This window comes from Pontibacterium sinense (genome assembly GCF_015209595.1).
Lineage (GTDB): Bacteria > Pseudomonadota > Gammaproteobacteria > Pseudomonadales > Balneatricaceae > Pontibacterium > Pontibacterium sinense.
On the sequence record NZ_JADEYS010000001.1, the window covers coordinates 240,472 to 263,338 of the forward strand.

At 49.6% G+C, this 22,867-nt stretch carries 18 protein-coding genes; 14 read left to right on the forward strand and 4 right to left on the reverse strand.

Annotation, left to right across the window (positions count from 1 at the left end; translation table 11 throughout):
- Nucleotides 1–7 precede the first annotated feature (7 nt).
- The 11 genes from IOQ59_RS01105 (at nt 8) to can (ending at nt 15,710) form a co-directional block, all read left to right on the forward strand.
- Nucleotides 8–556 carry a PilN domain-containing protein gene (locus tag IOQ59_RS01105; RefSeq protein WP_193951408.1) on the forward strand — a complete coding sequence of 183 codons (549 nt, stop codon included), beginning with the start codon at nt 8–10 and terminating at the stop codon, nt 554–556.
- A complete protein-coding gene (locus tag IOQ59_RS01110) occupies nt 553–1,158 on the forward strand; it encodes a type IV pilus inner membrane component PilO (protein ID WP_193951409.1) in 606 nt (201 codons plus the stop codon). Before IOQ59_RS01105 ends, IOQ59_RS01110 begins: the two co-directional genes overlap by 4 nt.
- 11 nt (nt 1,159–1,169) lie before the next feature.
- Nucleotides 1,170–1,739 (forward strand): pilus assembly protein PilP, encoded by a 570-nt coding sequence (locus IOQ59_RS01115; protein ID WP_193951410.1) that lies wholly within the window; start codon nt 1,170–1,172, stop codon nt 1,737–1,739.
- An 11-nt stretch (nt 1,740–1,750) separates the two neighbouring features.
- Nucleotides 1,751–3,859 (forward strand): type IV pilus secretin PilQ, encoded by a 2,109-nt coding sequence (locus IOQ59_RS01120; protein WP_371871806.1) that lies wholly within the window; start codon nt 1,751–1,753, stop codon nt 3,857–3,859.
- Between the two features lie 14 nt (nt 3,860–3,873).
- Entirely contained in the window at nt 3,874–4,383 is a 510-nt protein-coding gene (aroK, locus tag IOQ59_RS01125; RefSeq protein WP_228050589.1) for a shikimate kinase AroK, read from the forward strand.
- Between the two features lie 44 nt (nt 4,384–4,427).
- Nucleotides 4,428–5,528, forward strand: coding sequence for a 3-dehydroquinate synthase (gene aroB, locus IOQ59_RS01130; RefSeq protein WP_193951412.1), 1,101 nt, complete (start codon nt 4,428–4,430; stop codon nt 5,526–5,528).
- A 10-nt stretch (nt 5,529–5,538) separates the two neighbouring features.
- Nucleotides 5,539–7,455, forward strand: a complete 1,917-nt coding sequence (locus IOQ59_RS01135; RefSeq protein WP_193951413.1) for an AAA family ATPase — start codon at nt 5,539–5,541, stop codon at nt 7,453–7,455.
- A 198-nt stretch (nt 7,456–7,653) separates the two neighbouring features.
- Nucleotides 7,654–12,111 (forward strand): glutamate synthase large subunit, encoded by a 4,458-nt coding sequence (gene gltB, locus IOQ59_RS01140; RefSeq protein WP_193951414.1) that lies wholly within the window; start codon nt 7,654–7,656, stop codon nt 12,109–12,111.
- 77 nt (nt 12,112–12,188) lie between these two features.
- Complete coding sequence (locus IOQ59_RS01145; RefSeq protein ID WP_193951415.1) at nt 12,189–13,610, forward strand: glutamate synthase small subunit GltD family protein; 1,422 nt, start codon at nt 12,189–12,191, stop codon at nt 13,608–13,610.
- Nucleotides 13,611–13,784: 174 nt separating this feature from the next.
- Nucleotides 13,785–14,861 (forward strand): uroporphyrinogen decarboxylase, encoded by a 1,077-nt coding sequence (hemE, locus tag IOQ59_RS01150; RefSeq protein ID WP_193951416.1) that lies wholly within the window; start codon nt 13,785–13,787, stop codon nt 14,859–14,861.
- 108 nt (nt 14,862–14,969) lie between these two features.
- Nucleotides 14,970–15,710, forward strand: coding sequence for a carbonate dehydratase (gene can / locus IOQ59_RS01155; protein ID WP_193951417.1), 741 nt, complete (start codon nt 14,970–14,972; stop codon nt 15,708–15,710).
- A gap of 79 nt (nt 15,711–15,789) precedes the next feature.
- On the opposite strand, the gene IOQ59_RS01160 is transcribed toward can, so the two are convergent.
- From IOQ59_RS01160 to IOQ59_RS01170, 3 genes are all read right to left on the reverse strand, one after another.
- Nucleotides 15,790–16,896, reverse strand: a complete 1,107-nt coding sequence (locus IOQ59_RS01160; RefSeq protein ID WP_193951418.1) for an SPOR domain-containing protein — start codon at nt 16,894–16,896, stop codon at nt 15,790–15,792.
- A 147-nt stretch (nt 16,897–17,043) separates the two neighbouring features.
- Nucleotides 17,044–18,252, reverse strand: coding sequence for a hypothetical protein (locus tag IOQ59_RS01165; protein ID WP_193951419.1), 1,209 nt, complete (start codon nt 18,250–18,252; stop codon nt 17,044–17,046).
- A gap of 224 nt (nt 18,253–18,476) precedes the next feature.
- Nucleotides 18,477–19,748: an O-acetylhomoserine aminocarboxypropyltransferase/cysteine synthase family protein gene (locus tag IOQ59_RS01170; RefSeq protein ID WP_193951420.1), complete on the reverse strand. Its 1,272-nt coding sequence runs from the start codon at nt 19,746–19,748 to the stop codon at nt 18,477–18,479.
- Nucleotides 19,749–19,905: 157 nt separating this feature from the next.
- Here IOQ59_RS01170 and radA point away from each other — a divergent pair, with 157 nt between their 5' ends.
- Nucleotides 19,906–21,285 carry a DNA repair protein RadA gene (radA, locus tag IOQ59_RS01175; RefSeq protein ID WP_193951421.1) on the forward strand — a complete coding sequence of 460 codons (1,380 nt, stop codon included), beginning with the start codon at nt 19,906–19,908 and terminating at the stop codon, nt 21,283–21,285.
- Between the two features lie 32 nt (nt 21,286–21,317).
- Here the strand turns inward: radA and IOQ59_RS01180 are convergent, their stop codons facing one another.
- Nucleotides 21,318–21,695 carry a PilZ domain-containing protein gene (locus IOQ59_RS01180; RefSeq protein ID WP_193951422.1) on the reverse strand — a complete coding sequence of 126 codons (378 nt, stop codon included), beginning with the start codon at nt 21,693–21,695 and terminating at the stop codon, nt 21,318–21,320.
- 436 nt (nt 21,696–22,131) lie between these two features.
- On the opposite strand from IOQ59_RS01180, the gene IOQ59_RS01185 reads away from it, so the two are divergent.
- Nucleotides 22,132–22,371, forward strand: a complete 240-nt coding sequence (locus tag IOQ59_RS01185; protein WP_193951423.1) for a hypothetical protein — start codon at nt 22,132–22,134, stop codon at nt 22,369–22,371.
- 212 nt (nt 22,372–22,583) lie between these two features.
- Nucleotides 22,584–22,823: a hypothetical protein gene (locus IOQ59_RS01190; RefSeq protein ID WP_193951424.1), complete on the forward strand. Its 240-nt coding sequence runs from the start codon at nt 22,584–22,586 to the stop codon at nt 22,821–22,823.
- Nucleotides 22,824–22,867 lie beyond the last annotated feature (44 nt).

Genomic DNA, 22,867 nt, shown 5'->3' on the forward strand with positions numbered 1-22,867 from the left:
ATCTTTTATGGCATTGATTAACCTCAGACCTTGGCGCGAAGAGCAGAAAGCTGCGCGGCAGAAGCAGTTTGTGACTAATGTGGCCGGTGCGGCGATCTTTGCAGCGGTTGTTGTGCTGGGGATCGGTTACTACTTCGATGTACAGACCGAACGGCAGCAAAAGCGTAACCAGTATCTGAAGGTCGAAACGGCTAAGCTTGATCGTTTGCGTAAGGATATTAACGATCTTAAAGAGAAGCGGGGGCGATTGTTGGATCGCCTGCAGGCTATTCATGAGTTACAAGGAAATCGGCCGGTTATTGTGCGCAACTTCGACGAATTAGTCCGGGTGTTGCCGGATGGTATTCACTATACGTCTCTGACTCGTCGAGAGTCGGTTGTTAGCGTAACAGGACTGGCGAAAGATAATCTGGAAGTCTCTACGTTGATGCGAAATCTGGATCAGTCGCACTGGTTTGGTGAGCCAAATCTGAGTCAGGTTGATAGCAAACAGGGGCTTAAGAATTTCAGGTTGACGGTGAAGCTGGAGAAACCGCAGGCGGAGGCTGAAGAATGAAAGCTGATGGTCTGAAAAATGCGTTTAAAGGCTTCGATGTAAATAATCTCGACTTTGCGACGGCAGGTAGTTGGCCTGTGGGCGCTAAGGTGATTACCTATTTGTTGGTTTTTGGTGCGATTTTGGCAGCCGGTTTGCACTTTTATGTGACCGATAAAACGAACCAGCTTGATCGTGAAGTTCGTAAAGAAGTTGAGCTAAAACAGATCTACGAAACGAAGTCCTTTGAAGTGGCCAATCTTGATGCGTTGCGTAAGCAAATGGCTGATGTAGAAGGGCGATTTGCCGAGATGTTACGTCAGTTGCCAACGCAAAATGAAGTCCCCGGGCTGCTGGATGATATTACGCGTATCGGTCGTGAAAGTGGCTTGGATATCGAGTTAATTGAGCTGCAGGACGAGAAAAAGAGTCAGTTTTATATTGAGCTGCCGATTAAGATTACTGTCGGTGGTACTTACCACCAGATGGGGCAGTTTGTGAGTGGTGTGGCGGCGATTCCACGTATCGTGACGTTACATGATTATAAAATTATTCCGGCGGAAAACGGTCGCTTACAGATGAATATCAGCGCCCGAACATACCGCTACGATGACACTCAGTAGGTGATTTAGGGATGCTGTTACGAGTATCGTTGATTGCGGTTATCAGTATGTTTTCCTCGGGTTGTATGGTCTGGGTGGAAGATAAGAGCGATCTGGAACGCTTCGTCAATAAAACCCGTGCGAAACCCGCTGGAAAAATTGAGCCGCTGCCTGAGTACAAGCCTTACCAAAGTTTTGTATATGAAGGTGCGAGTCTGCGGGAGCCGTATGTGCCTTTGCAGCCAATGCAGGCTGTAGGTCAGTTGGCTGAAACTAAACGCGATATCAAAAATGATCTGAAGCCGGATATGGTGCGTCCAAAGGAGTATCTCGAAGAGTTTTCTCTGGATGATCTGGTTATGGTGGGCACGATTACACGCCGGGGCAAGGATAAGCTCTGGGCTCTAATCAAGGATGGAGAAAGGGCTGTGCATAGGGTGAGTGTTGGCGATCATATGGGACTGGACTACGGAGAAGTCATTGCCATTGATGAACGCAAGGTTGAGCTGGTTGAAATCGTGTCAAACGGTCGCGGTGGTTGGATGAAACGCCCGCGCGTTGTTGCTCTGGAAGAGCGCGGCACAGAAGCTAAGAAGAGATAAAGGATCACTAAGTGGCTAGATTAAATCTTGGAAAACAGATGCTGAAACAGTCTTTCAGTCATTTGGCAGGTCTCTGTCTTGCGCTGCTGATGCTCAGTGTGGCTTCGACAGCATCCGCTGAACTTTTGCTGAAAAAGGCCAATTTTGTGGCGTTACCGGGGAAAAAAGTCGAGTTGCGTTTTGACTTCGATGCTCCGCCGCCATTACCTAAAAGTTATCAGATCGATCAGCCTTCACGGATTGTGATGGATCTTTGGGGTGTTACGAGTGATCTGACTGAGAAAAATCTCGCGGTGGCAACCGGTGTTGTCAAAGGCGTGAGCTTTGCTCAGGTTGAGGGGCGCTTACGTATCGTAACCAACTTGTTTGAGTCGGCTGGCTATCGCGCTTTTACGGATCAGAACAGCTTGTTTGTAGTGATCGGGGAGGGAGATGCCACGATTACCGAAAAGCGTAAGCCAACAAAGTTAGAGCAAGCCAAAGCTGCTGCCAACCCGGATGCAAAACCAGACCCTGAAACAACCCGTATCACCGGCATCGATTTTAAGCGAGTTGGCGAAGGTATGGGGCGCGTAGTGATTAGTCTGTCTGATGACAAAGCGGGTGTAGATATTCAGGAAGAGGGTAATAACGTTGTGGTGAATTTGCTGGGGGCGAGTTTGTCTCGAGCGCTTGAGCAACGTGTGGATGTACAGGATTTTGCGACGCCCGTTTTGTTTATAGATTCGATGGGCGCCGGCGAAAATACAACGGTACTGGTAAAGCCGGGTGCTGAACCTTATAACTATTTGGCGTATCAGACAGGAACCCAGCTTGTATTGGACTTTAAGCCGGTGACTGAGCAGGAAAATGAAGAGCGTCAGAAAGAGTTGTTCCCATACAGTGGTGAGCCTATCGACCTGAACTTCCAGGATGTAGAGCTGCGTTCAGTGTTGCAGATTATCGCTGAAGTCGCTGAGCTCAATCTGGTCGTCAGCGATGAAGTTGAAGGCAATATTACGTTGCGACTGAAAAATGTCCCTTGGGATCAGGCATTGGATATCGTATTGCGCACCGAAGGCTTAGATAAGCGAGTGCTGGGCAATGTTCTGTTGGTGGCAAAAGCAGAAGAGATCGCCAAACGCGAAGAGCAAGAGCTGGAAAATAGTAAAAAGATCGAAGAGTTAGCGCCTTTGCAGACTCAGTATATTCAGGTGGATTTTCGTAAGGCATCTGAAATGAGAACTCACCTTGAAGATGCCAAGCTGATTACACCGGAGCGTGGTTTTATCATGGCTGATGATGAAACCAATGTGCTCATGGTGCGTGATACGGAGAAGGCACTACAGGAAATTCGAAAGACGCTGCGTAAATTTGATGTTGAAGTCCAGCAAGTACTGATTGAGGCTCGATTGGTGACGGCGCGTTCTTCCATCACCAAGGATCTGGGTGTGAAGTGGGGCTTTGGGTATGAAGACATTGATAACGGTAAGGGCATAATACTCAACAACTCTATCGGTGGTGTTGATTTCGCGAATCCCCCGACCACCGCAGGTTTGGCGGTTGATCTGGGCGCTACCGCTGCTAATCCAACCTCTTTCGCCATTGGTATTAAGCCGGGAGCCAGCTCACTATTGGCGTTAGAGCTGTCTGCGTTGCAAAGTGATGGTCAGGCGGAAATTATCTCGCAGCCTAAAATTGTGACGATGAACGGTAAAACGGCCAGCATTGAATCGGGCCGTGAGATCCCGTTTCAGACCGTTGAAGACGGCGAAGTTAAGATTGAATTTAAAGATGTTGTGCTGCGTCTTGAAGTGACGCCACGTATTAATCCGGGTGATCGTATTGCGATGGATCTTCTGATCAAGCAAGATTCCCTTGGAGATACAACATTTAACGGCCAGATCACCATAGACAACAACGAACTGGTGACATCCGTTGTAGTACCGGATGGTCAGACAATCGTGCTAGGTGGTGTATTTCAGAACGAAACTTCGGAAACAATTAACAAAACACCTTTGCTAGGCGACCTTCCGGTACTTGGCAATCTTTTCAGGAACAAAGAGAATACAGGTGTGAAAACGGAACTCCTGATCTTTATTACGCCTAAATTGATTCGAGAGTCCCTGAGCATTAACTAACGGACTTACATGAATTGAATATTTTTTTAGTAGGACCTATGGGCGCTGGTAAAAGCACCATAGGTCGTTTGCTTTCTCAGGAACTGAAACTTACCTATATCGATTCCGATCGTGAAATTGAAGATCGGGCCGGGGCTGATATTCCCTGGATCTTTGACGTAGAAGGTGAAGACGGTTTCCGGGATCGTGAAGAGGCGGTAATCCGCGAACTGTGCGAACGCAATGACATAGTACTGGCGACCGGCGGTGGAGCGATTCAGCGTGAGGCGAACCGTACGTCTTTGCAGGCTTCTGGCTATGTGGTGTATTTATGTACCTCTGTCGAGCAGCAGTTGGAGCGAACAGCGCGGGATAAAAATCGTCCGTTACTTCAGACTGAAGATCCAGAGCAGGTATTGCGAGACTTGTTGGAGCGGCGTGATCCGCTCTATCGTGACGCTTGCGACCTGCTTGTACGTACGGATAAGCGTCACCCGCGGTCTGTTGTGACCGAAATAATCCGCAATTACCAGCAGCGCATCTAACGCTGTCGCATCTATTTGAGCCAAACCCAATTATGAGCAATGCAATGAAAACACTGAATGTTGACCTAGGTGAACGTAGCTATCCGATCTATATTGGTGAGGGCCTACTGGATCAGGGGCTAATGTGTCAGCACATTCGTGGTAAACAAGTCTTAATTGTTACTAACGAAACGGTGGCGCCGCTTTATCTGGCGCGATTGCAGGCGAGTCTGGGTGAACACTATCAGGTCGATACTGTTGTACTGCCCGATGGTGAGCAATATAAAGACCTGACGCAAATTAATACCATCTTTGATCGCTTACTTGAGTGTCGTCACAACCGCACGACCACGTTGGTTGCGCTGGGTGGTGGTGTTATTGGTGATATGACAGGTTTTGCTGCGGCCTGTTACCAGCGTGGTGTGGATTTTGTTCAGGTACCGACAACGGTGTTATCGCAGGTTGATTCATCTGTGGGTGGTAAAACCGGTGTCAATCATCCGCAAGGTAAGAACATGATTGGTGCATTCCATCAGCCACAGTGTGTCGTGATCGATACCCAGGTACTTAATACGCTGCCTGAACGTGAGCTGGCTGCTGGACTGGCTGAAGTGATCAAGTACGGTCTGATCTACGATGCGGAATTTCTGGATTGGCTAGAAGAGAACATGGACGCGCTCAATGCGCGTGAACCTGAGGCAATGATCCAGGCGATCTATCGTTCCTGCGAAGTAAAAGCAGAGGTTGTTGCTCAGGACGAAAAAGAATCCGGTATTCGCGCATTGCTCAATCTTGGACATACATTTGGTCATGCCATCGAAGCGCATCAGGGCTACGGTCAATGGTTGCACGGAGAGGCCGTGGGTGCAGGTACTATGATGGCCGTAGATCTGTCTCAGCGTTTGGGCTGGATCAGTGCTGACGATGTTGTACGAGCCCGCAAAATTTTATTGGCAGCAAAGTTACCGGTTATTGCCCCTGACAATATGACGGCAAATGACTTTATGGATCTGATGGCTGTGGATAAAAAAGTGATCGACGGTCAATTACGACTGGTATTGCTCAAACAGCTGGGTGAGGCGGTTGTGACTGCGGATTTCCCTGCTGCGATGTTAGAGCAAACACTGGCGGCCGGAGATCAGCTGGGACAAATAACCAGCGCGTGAGGATCAATCTGTGAGTGGCGGATCTACAGCTATCAATGCTTCCCAAACCAGTGGTTACTTTGAGCCGGAATCCCGGCTGCAACTGGTTGATAAGGTTCGTCACCTGATCCGCTTTTCTGATTTTTTACTTGTGCTGACCGGCGAGGTTGGGGCAGGGAAATCGACTCTTTTACAGCAAATTTCTCCATCATCTGTCGACAGTAGTGTGCACGCGTGTCTTGTTTGTGCAACGTCTGGGTTGTCTGTTGGGGCGCTACTTGATGGTTTGCTGACTCAGTTACCTAGCCATGTAAACTTTCCAGATACCGATCAGGGGCGTCTTGAGGCGCTCAATGAGCAGGTCAAAGTGACGCGGGCGCAGGGGCAACGTCTACTGCTGATGGTCGATGATGCGGATCTGCTGTCAGATGATGCGTTGGCATTGCTGATCAATCTGCAAATTTCACATGAAAATAATGATGGTACGGCCCCGCAATTGCTCTTATTGGGTAAGCCGGATCTGGCCGACCGGTTAGAGCGTGAAAGTTGGCTGGAAGCGCTTGCCGGTCGCGTGCATCATTTGCCATTGGCGCCGTTTAGCGATGCCGAGATGCAGGACTTTATTCGGCAAACGATGCCAGCTGGGCATGCGATGACTGAGAAACAGCTCAAGGCGATGTCTGCGGCTTCAGGTGGATTTCCCGGACGGCTCGGTGATGCGCAGGTCAAACCGCAGAAAACAGTACCATCCGTTACGACTGAGCCTGTTCCAACGGGGCGAAAAGCATTCCCTTTGCCTCCCTTGCATATGGCGGGGATTGCTCTGCTGCTGGTGGTCATAACCGCTGTAGCTGCATGGACTTTCACACCTGAGAATGAACCCGTGGTGACGGTGGATAGCGGAGATGGCCGTGTGAAGGTGCCTCTGAGCCTGTCCGTTCCGGGGAAGGCCAACACTGAGGTGGAGACTGAAACGCTGACTGCGCTTAAAAGCCGCCTGGCAGCGCAGGAGGGAAGGCTGAAGACAGAACGCACGGTAGAGCCCGCTATGGTGGCTAAAGAGCGTGAATCTATCACGTTGACCCCTAGGGTGTCTGAAACTGCTGTGCCTGAAGTGACGTCCGGAGTTAAGACGCATCGTGAGCATTTGGCGGCTCTAGGGGCTTCTAACAAGGCTGATTCCCCAGAGGAGAAGATAGGGAAAAAAGCGTTAAAGCCGGTTGTGAGCACTAAGCCTGTTCAAGCTGAAGTGACTGATGCTGCTGTCGATAAACAGAACGTAACTATCAGTCAGAAGGATCCCGAAGTTGTCGCGCCTGTCATTCCTACTCCTATCGTACCTATTCCCCCTGTTGTTGCTACGCAGCCAGAGGTTAGCCTCCCGGAAAGCAAAAAGCAGCCGAGCGCGGTGTCTGAAGAGAAACCAAAATCAGCCAGCCTTGCAGATGTCGGCGAAGCAATCAAACAGCCTGTTGTAAAGCAGGTAGTGCCTCTACAACCGGCCAACAAGTCAGCGGATAAGCCTTTGGTTGTTGAACGATCGGCGCCAGTATCAAAAGAGGCGACTCCAACCGTAAGTGTGCCGGAAACGATTACCCGTAAACCTGTGGTGGCGGTTAAAAAAGACAAGGTGCCGCGGACTGCGCGTATTCTGGCGGATGAAAAGGTATTGCTTGCATTGCCTGCTGCTAATTACACCTTGCAGTTGTTGGGTGCGCGTGAAAAAGAGAGCATCGAGAGATTTTTGCAGGCTTACAGTCAGTTGGAGGGTGTGAGATCATTTGCAACCTTGTTTAAAGGTAAACCTTGGTATGTGGTTGTTTATGGCTCGTTTTCAGACCGGAAACAGGCTGTTGCTGGGATAAAAACACTGCCAGAGCGGTTGAAAAAGCAACGTCCATGGGCGCGTAGTATGAAGGGAATTCATAGCGATATAAATAAAAGATAATCTTTTATAAACAACAGGTTATCCATTTTTTAGGGGGGATTTGGTGGTCTCTCCGGCGCCTCTCTGCTTGTCTAAAATTTGTTCTTCCCCGCCTTCGTGTGTAAAATAGCCGTCCCTTTTTGTCTGCACTGCGCAACTGCAGCATGAGGGCGGATTAAATAACGTCTTGATTATAAAGAATTTTTTGAGTGAGGGCTTATGAGCAAGGGTCTTTATCGCCCCGGCGAGTTCAAGGATAACTGTGGCTTTGGCCTGATGGCACACATGCAGGGTCAGCCTAGTCACGATCTGCTGGAAAAAGCGATTGAAGCACTGGCATGCATGACTCACCGTGGCGGTATCGCAGCTGACGGTAAGACAGGTGATGGTTGTGGCCTGTTGATGCAGAAGCCGGATAGCTTCCTTCGTACCGTGGCACAAGAAGAGCTGAATGCTGAGCTGGGTGAGCAGTACGCTATTGGCATGGTATTTCTTCCACGTGACGCCGCTTCCGCTCAGACAGCTCGCGATGCAGTCAATGCAGCGCTAGAAGCTGAAGGTCTGGGTGTAACTGGTTGGCGTGTTGTTCCAACCGATGATAGTTGTCTGGGACCGATCGCTAAGGATACCTTGCCTCTGATCGAGCAGGTCTTTATCGCAGATGGCGGCAAAACCGCACGCGAATTTGCAATCAGTCTGTACGTATCTCGTCGCAAGACTGAGATCGCAATGTCTACAGAAGAAGATTTCTACATTGCGAGTCTGTCCGACAAAGTTATTTCCTATAAAGGTCTGACGATGCCGGTTGACCTGCCTGTGTTCTTTAAAGATCTGGCAGATCCTCGTCTGGAAACAGCGGTGTGTACATACCACCAGCGTTTCTCTACAAACACGGCCCCACGCTGGCCGCTGGCGCAGCCATTCCGCTTCCTGGCCCACAACGGTGAAATCAATACCGTTGACGGTAACCGCAATTGGGCGAAGGCGCGTGCCAAAAAGTTCAAGACCGATTTGCTGCCTAATCTCGATGAGCTGCAGCCAATTGTAAACACCACCGGTTCTGACTCCTCTTCCATGGATAACATGTTGGAGTTCCTGTTGGTTGGTGGTGTGGATATCTACCGTGCTGTGCGCATGATCGTTCCGCCAGCTTGGCAGAATGTAGATACCATGGATTCCGAGCTGCGTGCTTTCTACGACTATAACTCCATGCATATGGAACCGTGGGATGGCCCTGCGGGTATGGTAATGACTGATGGTCGTTACGCCGTATGTATGCTGGATCGAAACGGTCTGCGTCCTTCCCGTTGGGTGATGACTAAGCAGGGTTATATCTGTACCGCATCTGAAATCGGTGTGTTCTCCTACGAGCCTGAAGATATTGTGGCTCAGGGCCGTGTTGGACCGGGACAGATTCTGGCAATCGACACCGCTAAAGGTGAAGTGCTGCATACCGAAGACGTAGACAATCGCCTGAAAAAGGCGCAGCCGTATAAAAAATGGCTGAAAGAGAATGCGCTGCGTCTGGAACAGACCATGAACCTGACCGAAGAGTCGCGCTCCTTCCGTGAAATGTCTGCGGATGAAGTGAAGACTCACATGAAAATGTTCCAGGTAACATTTGAGGAACGTGATCAGGTCCTGCGTCCACTGGGTGAAACCGGTATGGAAGCCGTGGGCTCCATGGGTGACGACAAGCCAATGGCTGTGTTGTCCAGCCGTGTCCGCTCTGTTTATGACTACTTCCGTCAGCAGTTTGCGCAGGTTACCAACCCGCCAATCGATCCGCTGCGTGAAGCGATTGTTATGTCTCTGGAAACCTGTGTTGGTGCCGAGCGTAATATCTTTGAAGAAACACCAGAGCATGCACGCCGTGTCATTCTGACTACGCCGGTGCTATCTGCGAGCAAATTCCGTCGCCTGCGTGATAACGAGATCGAGGGTTTTGAAGTTGAGATCATTGATCTGAACTACAACCCGGATGAAATCTCTCTGGAGCAGGCGATTGTTGCCATTGCGGATAAGGCTGAAGAAGCTGTCCGTAACAGCAAAGTTATTCTGGTGTTGTCCGATGCCGCGATTGCCCGTAACTGCCTGCCTGTGCATGCAGCGATGGCGACCGGTGCGGTGCATCACCGTCTGGTCGAAAAAGGCCTGCGTTGCGATTCCAACATCGTTGTTGAATCCGGCACGGTGCGCGATCCGCATCACTTCGCTGTGTTGTTCGGTTTTGGTGCGACGGCCGTATATCCATATATGGCTTACCGTGTGCTGAACGACCTGTGCACCAGCGGTGAGTTGACGCTGGATCCTCTGGATTCACACGAGAACTACCGTAAAGGCATCAACAAAGGCCTGATGAAGATCCTGTCTAAGATGGGTATCTCCACCGTTGCGTCTTATCGCGGTGCGCAATTGTTCGAAGCCATTGGCTTGAGCAGTGAAATTGTTGATCTGTGCTTTAAGGGCGTGGCAAGCCGAATTGAAGGTGCTCGTTTCGAGGACTTCCAGTTTGAACAGAGCCTGCTGGCCAAAGAAGCCTGGACTGCGCGTAAGCCAATTCAGGCAGGTGGTCTGCTGAAGTACAAACACGGTGGCGAATACCACGCGTATAACCCTGATGTTGTACGCACCATCCATGAAGCGGTTGAATCCGGTAACTACTCTGATTACCAGAAGTATGCAGATCTGGTGAATAACCGCGGTGTTGCTACCCTGCGCGACTTGCTCTCCCTGCGTAAAGATGTGAAATCCATCTCGCTGGATGAAGTTGAGCCAGTCGACAATATCTTCAAGCGTTTTGACTCCGCTGCGATGTCTCTGGGTGCTTTGTCTCCAGAAGCACATGAAGCACTGGCGGTAGCGATGAACGAGCTGGGCGGTCGTTCCAACTCGGGTGAAGGTGGTGAGGATGAAGCTCGCCACGGCACCATGAAACGCTCCAAGATCAAGCAGGTGGCTTCTGGCCGCTTTGGTGTGACACCAGAATATCTGGTGAACGCTGAAGTTATGCAGATCAAAGTTGCGCAGGGTGCGAAGCCGGGTGAAGGCGGACAGCTGCCTGGTGGTAAAGTAAATCAGCTGATTGCACGTTTGCGTTATGCCGTGCCGGGCGTCACGCTGATCTCTCCTCCACCACACCACGATATTTACTCTATCGAAGACTTGGCGCAGCTGATCTTCGATCTGAAGCAGGTTAACCCTGAAGGTCTGGTCTCCGTTAAGCTGGTTTCCCGTCCGGGTGTTGGCACCATCGCGTGTGGTGTTGCTAAAGCCTACGCGGATCTGATCACGATCTCTGGTTACGACGGCGGTACTGCTGCGTCTCCACTGACCTCTATCCATCATGCCGGTTCTCCTTGGGAACTGGGCTTGTCTGATGCTCACCAGTCTCTGCGTGGCAACCACTTGCGTGGTAGCGTACGTCTGCAGACAGATGGCGGTCTGAAGACCGGCCTGGATGTGGTTAAAGGCGCAATTCTGGGTGCAGAGAGCTTTGGTTTCGGCACGATGCCGATGGTCGCGCTGGGTTGTAAATACCTGCGAATCTGTCACCTGAATAACTGTGCGACCGGTGTTGCAACTCAGAACGATAAACTGCGTGATGATCACTTCCGCGGTACCGTTGAAATGGTTAAGAACTTCTTCCGTTTCGTTGCAGAAGAAGCGCGTCAGTGGATGGCTGATCTGGGTGTTCGCTCTATGGAAGAGCTGGTCGGTCGAGTTGACCTGCTGGAAATCCTGAGCGGTGAAACCAGCAAGCAGAAAAACCTGGATCTGGGTCCGATCATCAGTGATGGTGGCGTACCGGCTGAGTATCCTCAGGTTTGTCAGGTTGAACGCAACCTGCCATACGATCCGGCTACGCTGAACCAGCAGATGCAAGAGCTGACTCAAGTTGCCATCGAAGGCAAGCAGGGCGGTGAATGGTCGTTGAATATCACCAACTGTGACCGTTCTGTCGGTGCCCGTACTTCCGGTGCCATTGCAAAAGTGCATGGCAACCAGGGTATGGCCGATCAGCCAATTACCTTCAAGTTCAAAGGCCATGCAGGCCAGTCCTTCGGTGTATGGAATGCCGGTGGTCAGAACCTGTATCTGGAAGGTGATGCTAACGATTATGTTGGTAAAGGCATGGCGGGCGGTAAGGTTGTCCTGCGTCCATTCGACGAGGTGACCTACAACTCGAACGAAACCTCCATCATGGGTAACACCTGTCTGTACGGTGCTACTGGCGGCAAGCTGTTCGCAGCAGGCTGTGCCGGTGAGCGTTTTGCAGTACGTAACTCCGGGGTTCACGCCGTTATCGAAGGTGCTGGCGACCACTGTTGTGAGTACATGACCGGTGGTCTGGTCACTGTACTGGGTGGCACAGGTTACAACTTCGGTGCAGGCATGACCGGCGGTTTTGCCTACGTACTGGATCAGGAAAATACCTTTGTGGATAACTACAACCACGAGCTGGTTGAGATCCACCGCATCCATACTGAGCAGATGGAAGCGTATAAAAACCACCTGCGCTCTGTGATCACAGAGTTTGTTGCAGAGACAGGCAGCGCCTGGGGTCAGACGATCCTGGATGACTTTGACGACTATATCGGTCGTTTCTGGCTGGTGAAACCTAAGGCAGCAAGCCTGGGTGATCTGCTGGATAACATGCGCAGCCGTCCTGAGTAATAGCGTCAGGCGTTTTTATTAACAGGTAAAAGAGTAACGAGCGCCTGCCAGAGCAGGCGCCCAGATGAGGTGGGAACATGACTGAGCGTTTACACAACGATTTCCAGTTCCTCGACGTGTCCCGTGAAGGACCGAAAAAGATTGAGGCTGAAGTTCGTAAACAAGAATTTGCCGAGATCTACGAGCCGTTTGCTGAAGAAGATGCGTCCGACCAGGCACACCGTTGCCTGGAGTGTGGTAACCCGTACTGTTCATGGAAGTGTCCGGTACACAACCATATCCCTAACTGGCTGAAGCTGGTTTCGGAAGGCAATATTATTGAAGCGGCTAACCTGAGCCATCAGACAAACTCACTGCCAGAAGTATGTGGCCGCGTTTGTCCTCAGGATCGCCTGTGTGAAGGGTCTTGTACTCTGAACGACGGTTTTGGTGCTGTGACAATCGGTTCAGTAGAGAAATACATCACTGATACCGCGTTTGCGATGGGCTGGAAGCCGGACATGTCCGAAACTCCAGAAACCGATAAAGTGGTTGCGATCATCGGCGCAGGCCCTGCGGGTCTGGGGTGTGCAGATATTCTGGCTCGCAACGGCGTTAAACCTGTCGTTTTTGACCGTAATCCCGAAATCGGTGGTCTGCTGACCTTTGGTATTCCAGAGTTTAAGCTGGAAAAAAATGTGATGTCACGTCGTCGCGAAGTGTTCGAAGAGATGGGCGTTGAGTTCCGTCTGAATACGGAAGTGGGTAAAGACATCACGATGCAGGAGCTGATCGACCAGTACGATTCAGTATTCCTCGGTATGGGAACCTACACCTACATGAAGGGTGGTTTCCCGGGTGAAGACTTGGACGGCGTGTACGATGCACTGCCATTCCTGATCTCTAACGTTAATCATTGCCTGGGCTTTGAAAAAGACCCGGCTGAGTTCATCGACCTGAAAGATAAGAAGGTTGTGGTACTCGGTGGTGGTGATACGGCGATGGACTGTAACCGTACCTCTATCCGTCAGGGTGCTGAGTCTGTGGTATGTGCATACCGTCGAGACGAAGCGAACATGCCGGGTTCCAAGCGCGAAGTAGAAAATGCGCGTGAAGAAGGTGTGCAGTTCATGTTTAACCGCCAGCCTGTTGAGGTAGTCGGTGAGAACGGTCAGGTAACCGGCATCAAAGTGGTTTCAACCCAGATGGGTGAACCCGATGAGAACGGTCGCCGTCGCGCAGAAGTCGTTGCGGGATCTGAAGAGATTCTGCCTGCTGATGCTATTTTGGTGGCATTTGGTTTCCGTCCAAGTCCGGCACCTTGGTTTGCTGACTTTGGTATCGAACTTCACGAAGATGGTCGCGTCAAAGCCCCGGAAGCGGGTAGCTTTGCTTTCCAGACAACGAATCCAAAAGTGTTTGCCGGTGGCGACATGGTGCGTGGTTCTGATCTGGTGGTAACGGCGATTTTTGAAGGTCGTACAGCGGCAGAAGGCATTCTGGATTACCTGGAAGTCTGATCTGAGCTTGTACTAAAAAAGGCCGCTGATTGCGGCCTTTTTTATAGCGAACAAACAACTGATCGAAGCGTTGATCTGCTTCAGAAACCTATGCTCAAGTTGCAGCGCATTTATGCTGTGAAGTAAGTAGAATAGGTGCATTCGAATTTCTTAACTCTGTGTATGGCTGACAAAATGGCTGAATTGAAAAACGATCGTTTTTTGCGTGCATTGCTGGGTGAACCAGTTGATGCAACCCCGGTTTGGATGATGCGTCAGGCTGGGCGCTATCTGCCAGAATATCGCGCAACCCGCGCTCAGGCCGGTGATTTTCTGAGCTTGTGTAAAAACAGAGAGCTGGCGTGCGAAGTGACCATTCAGCCGCTGGAGCGCTACGAACTGGATGCGGCGATCCTGTTTTCAGACATTCTGACCATTCCTGATGCGATGGGACTGGGTCTGTATTTTGAAGTCGGTGAAGGTCCGCGCTTTAAGAAAATCATCCGTACGGAACAGGATGTTGCTGACCTGCCGGTGCCGGATTCCGCATCGGATCTGGATTACGTGATGAACGCGGTGAAAACCATCCGTTCAGAACTGAACGGTCGTGTGCCACTGATCGGCTTCTCTGGCAGCCCCTGGACGCTGGCAACCTATATGGTTGAAGGTGGTTCCAGCAAAGATTTCCGTCACATCAAGAAGATGATGTATGCAACGCCGGAAATCCTGCATGAACTGCTGAATAAGCTGGCGCTGTCAGTGACGGACTACCTGAATGAGCAGATTCGTTCTGGTGCTCAGGCCGTTCAGATCTTTGATACCTGGGGTGGTGTGTTGAGCGGTCCGATGTACCGTGAGTTCTCCCTCAAGTACATGCAGCAGATCGTTTCCGGTTTGATCCGTGAACACGATGGTCGTAAAGTACCGGTAATCATGTTCACCAAAAACGGTGGTCAGTGGCTGGAGCATATCGCTGATGCCGGTGCCGACGCGCTGGGTCTGGACTGGACCACTGATATCGGTAACGCGCGTAGTCGTGTGGGTGATCGTGTCGCCCTGCAAGGCAACATGGATCCAAGTGTTCTGTACGCACCGGAAGCACGTATCCGTGAAGAGGTCGGCAATATTCTGGCTTCATACGGTAGCGGCAGTGGCCACGTATTCAACCTGGGTCACGGTATCCACCAGTTTGTGGATCCGGCAGCACCAAAAGTCTTCGTGGATGCAGTCCACGAGCTGAGCGCCAAGTACCATGAGGCGCAGAACGGCTAAATAACAATAGAAAATAAAGGGACTTAATGGTCCCTTTTTTGAAGGCGGAGCATACCGTCTCGGGCGTACCAAGCCCTTTAATTTGGATAGAGTTAAGTTTAGAAAGATATGAAACCACTAACGTCTTTGCTTGAAAGTAATCGCGAATGGGCTGAAAAGATCAGTCAGAATGACCCACAATTCTTTGAGACGCTGGCGCAGCAGCAAGCTCCAGAATATCTGTGGATAGGCTGTTCTGACAGCCGCGTACCCGCCAACGAAATTGTCGGCAGGTTGCCGGGTGAGCTGTTCGTGCACCGCAACGTGGCAAACGTCGTGGTGCACACCGATATGAACTGTTTGTCGGTGATTCAGTACGCAGTACAGGTCCTGAAGGTTAAGCACATTATGGTTGTTGGACACTACGGCTGTGGTGGTGTTCAGGCCTCTATCGATCCTACACCACATGGCATGATCGATAACTGGCTGCGCAACATCCGTAACGTGTACAACAAGCATAAGGATCTGCTGTCCGCATGGAGTGATTCAGAAAAAGAGCACTTGGATCGCCTGTGTGAGTTAAACGTCATTGAGCAGGCATTGAATGTCTGTGAAACCACCATCGTGCAGGAGGCTTGGGCAAACGGTCAGGAACTGAATGTACACGGTTGGGTGTACGGTCTTAATGACGGTCTGGTGAATGATCTGGAGTTCAACGCCAGCAGTCCTGTAGAGGTGGAAGAACAATACCGTGTGGCGCTGCGTAAGATCGAGCTGCTGGGCGATATGATGAAGAAGGATACAGATGAAGAAACGGACGCCAACAGCGCCCGTTCCCTATGGGGCAAACTTAATCAGCTGTTTCGCTGAATAAGGAGTTCTTAGCTGCCGCCCTTTCATTAGATTAGGGCGGTTACTGTTTGTCTAGAGGCTGGAGCCTCCCATTGTATTAGTATTGCCGACGAGTATGTATCATTTCAAATGACTTCGGGTAAGGCTGACTTTTACGAACATTTTTACTCAGCGTAGCTATTGATTTAATAGCATTTTCACGAGAGTCATAGGGGCCGTTTAGAACGATAAAAATACGCTCTGAATTGTGTTTACTAGGGTAATAATAGCTTGTGGAATCAAGTCCATTCTTCTCAATAAAACGTATTGCATTTTTTTCGGAGTGAAAGGCTCCCAACTGTAGTACATACAGGTTCTTGGGTTGGTTAAAGATCCAATCACGTGTCCGCAGTAATGACGTCGATGACGGGCTTTCCATTCTTCTTCTTATTTCGCGTTTTAGCTCAGTGCTTTGAGTAATGCCTGATGCAATTGCTTCATCGACGAGCGATAACGCCATGACATAATCTTTTTTAACCTGCTTGCCTGACATGTATAGGCGGGCCAAATTATGTTTGGCAAAAGGGTTTCCGCGCGATGCTGACTGTTTGTACCAATGGAGAGATTGTCCAGGATTTGATTCTTGTTGTGCAACGCCAAGCATATACATTGCATCAGTGTTTCCTGCGCGCGCTGCTTTGTGTAGCCACTCCTTAGCCTTTAGGGTTTGTCCATTTTCGAGATAATACTGCGCTAATTTAATTTGAGAAGGAGGGTGTCCTTCTTGGGCGGCGTTGCGATAAAAACTTAGTGCATTCTCAGGCGCTTGATTCGTTTGAGACATCATTTCAGCCAGTTCAAACTGTGCTTGAAGATTTCCTAGCGTCGCGGCCTTTTTATATAGTTCAATGGCACGTTGTTTATCTTTGGAGACGTGAATACCGTGAAAATAAGCATAGGCCAGATTATAGGTTGCATCTTTATCGCCTAGCTCTGTGCCTTGTTTCAGCCATTGTATGGCGGATTCATTATTGCCTTGCGCTGTGAAAATTGCGGAAAGTTTAAGTGCTGCTGCGCTATTGCCTCTTTCTGCTTCCAGCTGGCATTGAGAAATAGCGTTGTCATACATTCCAAGATTAAATAAAAGCTCGCAGCTACTTGCGTGCAGCTCTTTTTCCGGGATGAAAAGCGTCAATACGAAAATAAAACGAAGATAATGATGCATTCGGTTGTCTGCTAAAAGATGTGGATTTCGTTTGTAGGTCGATGAGCCTTCGAGGTCGTTGCCCTTAATGTGGGGCGTAAGGGGCTACCGCGAAATATTATTTGGATAGCCCTAAAGGGAAGCGAGAAGTACTGGGTTTAAGGTGAATTAGAAGGATGATCCCATATTCAATTTAAATCCATTTACTTCACTACGGTCGGTGAATACATAGCTCGCGCCGACTTTAAATTTGAGGTAAGTCGCTCGTTCTGGTGTGGCAACGGCAAAACCAATTTCATTTGAACGCTCAGAGAACAGTTCGTCACCAAAGTAGCGAGTATCGGTGAAGAAAACTTCGGTTTCTAACCAGTTTAGAGGTACTGATTGCCAAGTGATTCCATTGACCATGATGGTGTTATTCAGGTCGGGATTGATGGTGTAATCATCAAAATCCAGCTCAAGGGTTCGCACGCGTGCAAGCGTATTACCGAAACGCCATTGTTGATTGAAGAGCTCAAAGTCATATCGGGTAGTTAAAGAAATTGATTCCAATGCAGCAACACTACCCAGATCCACTGAGCCAATCGCACCATAGCTTATGCCGGGTGTAAATGAAAGGTTGTCAGTCACAGGGTAAGTATAGGCGATGCCCGCACCCAAACTATAGGTTTCTGCTTTGTCGTTCGTGCGAGAATAAGAAACAGGGAGCTGTATCGATAGTTTGTGGCCGGGTGCAGAATCGAAGTTAAACGTATAGGCTAGCGGTAAATGGATTGACTCGACATCTGAGCCGTTTACCTGATAACTCCCAAAACGAACCCCTAGATCGAACTTATTATCTGTATCAAAGGTCTCTTTATTGGTGCTGGTATTGGTATCAGAGATGGTTCCACTGTGAATATTGGCGACTTGGGTGGCCATCAGGCTGTCTGGGTTGCCGGCAACCGGGTCAGTTGGAGACACGGCAGCGAGTGCCTTGTTGATTTTATTCAACATGTCGCCGCCTTCACTTTTCAGGTAGTCGCCCAACTGATCAGTACTTTCTTCACGAGTTGCGCCGTTAAAGGTTTCATCTATATTAATGGAAGGTACGGAAAACCGGACAACAGACGAATCTTTCAAATATTCGAAGCGCATTTCTAGGCCTCGATAATTCAAAACGCCTAACGCAGCGTCAGTTATCTCGTTGAAGTTACTTAGATTGGCATCCAAGTTTGAAGTGTCGAAAGAATCAATAGATTCTTCTGCATTTTCAAAGGATGCTTGATAAGTTTGGCCGTTAGCAGATACGGAAATATCAAATAAGCTGGCGTAACTCATCGTGGATGTAGTAAGTGATGCTGTTATCAGTGCTGGTAGTAAACTTTTTTTAAACATGACCTTAAGTCCTCTCCGTGTCAGGTGGTTATCCTGTTGTCCATACTTGCTGTTGGGATAAAAGGATTAGATAGAAAAGTGCTGAGCATTTTAGCTATAAATTGGCAGTTTGTGCATGAACTATTTGGTCTAAGGCTAAGATGTTAACTTGAAGATTTGTGACAAAGGGCATCATTAACTTCTGCTAATGCTACCCTTTGGGAGCGTTGAGTTCTTATGTCGAGTTAAACTGCCGCTAGCGCCTGTTCCAGATCTGCCAGCAGATCATCGATATGTTCGATGCCCACGGACAGGCGCACCATTTCAGGAGATACGCCCGCGGAAGCCAGCTCTTCATCGTTCAGCTGACGGTGAGTGGTTTCAGCTGGAATAGATGCCAGTGACTTACAGTCACCGATGTTCACCAAGCGGGTGAAAATCTGCAGAGCATCGTAGAACTGACGGGTTGCTTCACGTCCGCCTTTTAGACCAAAGCTCAAAATACCGGAAGCGTTTCCGTTCATGTATTTCTGCGCCAGCGCGTAGTCTGGGTGGCTTTCCAATCCTGCGTATTTCACCCAGCTTACCGCATCCTGCTGTTCCAAATACTGTGCTACTTTCTGTGTGTTCTCATTAATACGTTCCATGCGCAGGGACAGGGTCTCGATACCCTGAATCAGCAGGAACGCGTTCATTGGTGACAGTGCAGCACCCATGTTACGCAGTGGAACAACACGACAGCGGCCGATGAACGCAGCAGGACCAAAGGCTTCAGTGTAAACCACACCGTGGTAAGACACATCAGGGGTGTTCAGCAGAGGGAAACGATCTGCATTATCTGCCCATGGGAACTTACCGGAATCGACAATTACGCCACCGATAGAGTTGCCGTGACCCCCAATGTATTTAGTAGCCGCGTGTACAACGATGTCTGCACCTTGTTCGATTGGGCGCCACATTGCCGGACTTGGTACGGTGTTATCCACAATCAATGGCACGCCGTGACGGTGTGCAATTTCTGCCAGCTTTTCGATATCCGCGATACCGCCGGAAGGGTTGCCGACTGATTCGCAGTAAACCGCTTTGGTTTTGTCGTTGATCTTGCTTTCGATCTCTGCAAAGTCGTCTTTGTTGGCAAAGCGTACTTCGATACCCTGACGTGGCAGTGTGTGAGCGAAGAGGTTGTAGGTGCCACCGTATAATTCGGAGGTGGAAACAATGTTGTCACCCACTTCAACAATGGTCTGAATGGTGTAGGTGATGGCTGCCATACCGGATGCAACGGCCAGTGCTGCTACGCCGCCTTCCATCTCTGCAACACGTTTTTCCAGCACATCCGTGGTTGGGTTCATGATACGGGTATAGATGTTACCTGCTACTTTCAGGTCAAACAGGTCGGCACCGTGTTGTGCATCATCAAACGCGTAGGAGGTGGTTTGGTAGACCGGTACAGCCACTGCTTTAGTGGTTGGGTCTGGTTCAAAACCGCCGTGTACGGCAATGGTTTCCAATTTCATCACTTCTATCCTCAGGCCGGTCTGAAGACCAGCTCATTGTTATATCGTTATGCGGTCCATCGATTGTAATTGCTGCGTTCTATAAATAAAGAAGACTTTCCGCCGAAGTCATGCATTTTGTAGAATGTGCGGTTCATCTACCTGATCGGAGAACGGCATGGCCCGGCAAAAAACAGCTTACGTATGTAATGACTGCGGCGCGGATTACAGTAAATGGCAGGGCCAGTGTACCGCCTGTAATGCCTGGAATACCTTGACCGAAGTCCGTTTATCCAGTGCCAGTGGGGGTACGGCGTCGCGCAACGTCCGTTTCGACGGTTATGCCGGTGGTGCGGGGCAGCAGAAGAGAGTGGTCAGTCTGTCTGAGGTAAACCTAGAGGAGATGCCGCGCTTTTCCACCGCATCGGTTGAATTGGACCGTGTGTTAGGTGGCGGCTTAGTACCGGGCTCCGCCATTTTGATTGGCGGTCATCCAGGCGCTGGTAAAAGTACCTTGTTGCTGCAAACGATGTGTCATCTGGCGGCACAAATGCCCGCACTCTATGTGACGGGTGAGGAATCCCTGCAGCAGGTTGCGCTGCGAGCCAATCGTTTGGGGCTACCCACCGACCAGCTGAAGATGTTATCCGAGACTTCGGTTGAGCAGATCTGCACAACGGCGGATCAGATCAAACCTAAGCTGATGGTGATCGATTCCATTCAGGTTATGCATGTGGCCGATGTCAGTTCCGCGCCGGGCTCTGTCTCTCAGGTGCGAGAAGGTGCTGCGTATCTGACGCGCTATGCAAAGCAGACAGGCACGGTGTTGTTTCTGGTAGGACACGTCACGAAAGACGGATCGCTGGCGGGACCTAAGGTGCTGGAGCATATGATCGATTGTTCGCTCCAGCTGGAAGGCTCCTCAGATTCCCGTTTCCGCACACTACGCTCCCATAAAAACCGCTTTGGCGCCGTGAATGAGTTGGGTGTGTTTGCCATGTTGGAAAACGGCCTGAAAGAGGTGCGCAATCCTAGCTCAATATTCCTGCAGCAATCGGAGAACCCCAGTCCCGGCAGTGTGGTCATGGTTGTATGGGAAGGCACGCGCCCGCTATTGGTAGAAATACAGGCGCTGGTGGATGAGTCCCACGTCAACAATCCCCGTCGCGTAGCGGTGGGGCTTGAACAAAACCGTCTGGCGATGTTGCTGGCGGTGCTGAACCGTCACGGGGGCTTGATGACCGGAGATCAGGATGTTTTCGTCAATGTGGTGGGGGGCGTTAAGGTGCTCGAAACTGGAGCCGATCTGGCGTTGTTGCTCGCTGTGGTGTCCAGTTTCCGAGACCGGGCATTGCCGCAGGATTTGATGACATTCGGTGAGGTTGGACTATCGGGAGAGATCCGCCCAGTGCCTAATGGTCAGGAACGCATTCGCGAAGCGGCAAAACATGGTTTCCGTCGCGCGATTGTGCCTAAAGCGAATGTACCTAAAGATCGTCTGAATGGTATGGAAGTGGTTGGCGTAACCTGCCTGTCAGAAGCCTTGGACGCTATCTGACAGAGGGAGAATACTTAAATAACTAGCTACGGCTAATGGCTGTTTGGGATCAGGTGTTCCAGCTCGCGCTCAAACAGCTTCTCATCACCCAGATTTAATTCAACCAGACGGTGCAGGTGGGTTGCACTGTCGATATCCAGGTTCTCCATGCGGAACCCGTAGTGATCATTGTGACAGTGTGCCAGCTCGACAGGTATTTTCAGCAGGTTATCACCAAGATGAATCTGTACTTCAGCTGTTTCCCCTTGTGTAACCGGTAGGGGGGACTCTGACTGGACCAGCATGCCGTTGAATGAAATATCCACGAGCTGTACAGCTCGCTGTTCACCTTGATAACACACCTCGGTTTGAGCATCAAAATGGATCCGCGTAAAGCGGCGGCGTTCATCGGATGTATCGTTGACAGTCACAGTCTATTCCTTGTCGTTGTCGGGTTCTCTCATATTAGCATCATATTTTATGGCGCAGGTAGTTGGGCGCACACAACAGGGTCCGGAACTTGATGTGGATGTGTAGAGCCGAGTGTTGTAAGCAGTTGCGGTCCCTTTGAGTAAAGACAAAATCAAACCAGCAAAGTGAGGTTTTAGTGATATTCCGTTTGCAAAATCGCTGGATTGTTTGAGGTTTCTTGTTGTGCTGAATCGAAATGTAGAATATGCGTGTTTTAGTTTTTTAAACAGTGATTACACCATCTAAATGGTTATTTTTATCCCGTCTTTATAATGTTGAATATACAACGTCAGTTTAATTTTGGATTTTATTTGTATTTATTTTTGTTATTCAGTTTCGTTTCAGTAAGTGGGTGTATTATTGATCTCAACTTCAACGAGAAACGAGGACATCACAATGAAAACTTTAACTTCTGCAATCGCTCTGGGACTGGTTTTGGCATCAAGTGCAGTATCTGCGTCGAGCTACTACGAGTTATCAGCCAAGGAAGCAAACTTTGCAGTAGGCACGAGCTTCTCCAGCACTGTAGACCTGTCAAGTAACAATTTTGCTCAGGCATTTGATCAGGCAGATTTAAGTGCGGTGGTTCAAGGCGGTACTTTTAATTATGACGCTGAATTGTATCGTGGTAATTAATTCGAAGTGTAAGATTTATAAATAAAGGCCGTATTGGTTAATGCGGTTTTTAATGGCTGATAATGGAAAAGTTTAGTTTTTTCTAAATAATGGTTTTGTATGTTTTTAGATCTTAAGAGTATATATGAGTTTTCCAGTTTCAGGTTCGTTTCATTCTAGTTTCATAGTATTTAATTCAAGATTAACGACATGTAATACGAGAGGGTATCATCATGAAAGCACTAACAACTGCAATGGCTCTTGGTCTGGTATTGGTTTCAGGTTCTGCAATGGCTGCAAGCTACTATGAGCTATCTGATACTGAGCGCAATTATGCAAACGGAACGCAGCTACGTGAGGCTACCCACTATCTGGATCGTAGCGAATTCGTGGACTATGGCCAGAGTGCTAAAGACACCGGTAATACAGCTCAGTCACACATCTACAACACGGATATTTATCAGGGTAACTGATCGTACCGCTGCTACAGGGCGTAATGGAGTATAAGTGTGGAGTC

Coding starts and splice junctions, on each gene's coding strand:
- IOQ59_RS01105 (WP_193951408.1), top strand. CDS start 8: ATGGCATTGATTAACCTCAGACCTTGGCGCGAAGAGCAGAAAGCTGCG.
- IOQ59_RS01110 (WP_193951409.1), top strand. CDS start 553: ATGAAAGCTGATGGTCTGAAAAATGCGTTTAAAGGCTTCGATGTAAAT.
- IOQ59_RS01115 (WP_193951410.1), top strand. CDS start 1,170: ATGCTGTTACGAGTATCGTTGATTGCGGTTATCAGTATGTTTTCCTCG.
- aroB (WP_193951412.1), top strand. CDS start 4,428: ATGAAAACACTGAATGTTGACCTAGGTGAACGTAGCTATCCGATCTAT.
- gltB (WP_193951414.1), top strand. CDS start 7,654: ATGAGCAAGGGTCTTTATCGCCCCGGCGAGTTCAAGGATAACTGTGGC.
- IOQ59_RS01145 (WP_193951415.1), top strand. CDS start 12,189: ATGACTGAGCGTTTACACAACGATTTCCAGTTCCTCGACGTGTCCCGT.
- hemE (WP_193951416.1), top strand. CDS start 13,785: ATGGCTGAATTGAAAAACGATCGTTTTTTGCGTGCATTGCTGGGTGAA.
- can (WP_193951417.1), top strand. CDS start 14,970: ATGAAACCACTAACGTCTTTGCTTGAAAGTAATCGCGAATGGGCTGAA.
- IOQ59_RS01160 (WP_193951418.1), bottom strand. CDS start 16,896: ATGCATCATTATCTTCGTTTTATTTTCGTATTGACGCTTTTCATCCCG.
- IOQ59_RS01165 (WP_193951419.1), bottom strand. CDS start 18,252: ATGTTTAAAAAAAGTTTACTACCAGCACTGATAACAGCATCACTTACT.
- IOQ59_RS01170 (WP_193951420.1), bottom strand. CDS start 19,748: ATGAAATTGGAAACCATTGCCGTACACGGCGGTTTTGAACCAGACCCA.
- radA (WP_193951421.1), top strand. CDS start 19,906: ATGGCCCGGCAAAAAACAGCTTACGTATGTAATGACTGCGGCGCGGAT.
- IOQ59_RS01185 (WP_193951423.1), top strand. CDS start 22,132: ATGAAAACTTTAACTTCTGCAATCGCTCTGGGACTGGTTTTGGCATCA.
- IOQ59_RS01190 (WP_193951424.1), top strand. CDS start 22,584: ATGAAAGCACTAACAACTGCAATGGCTCTTGGTCTGGTATTGGTTTCA.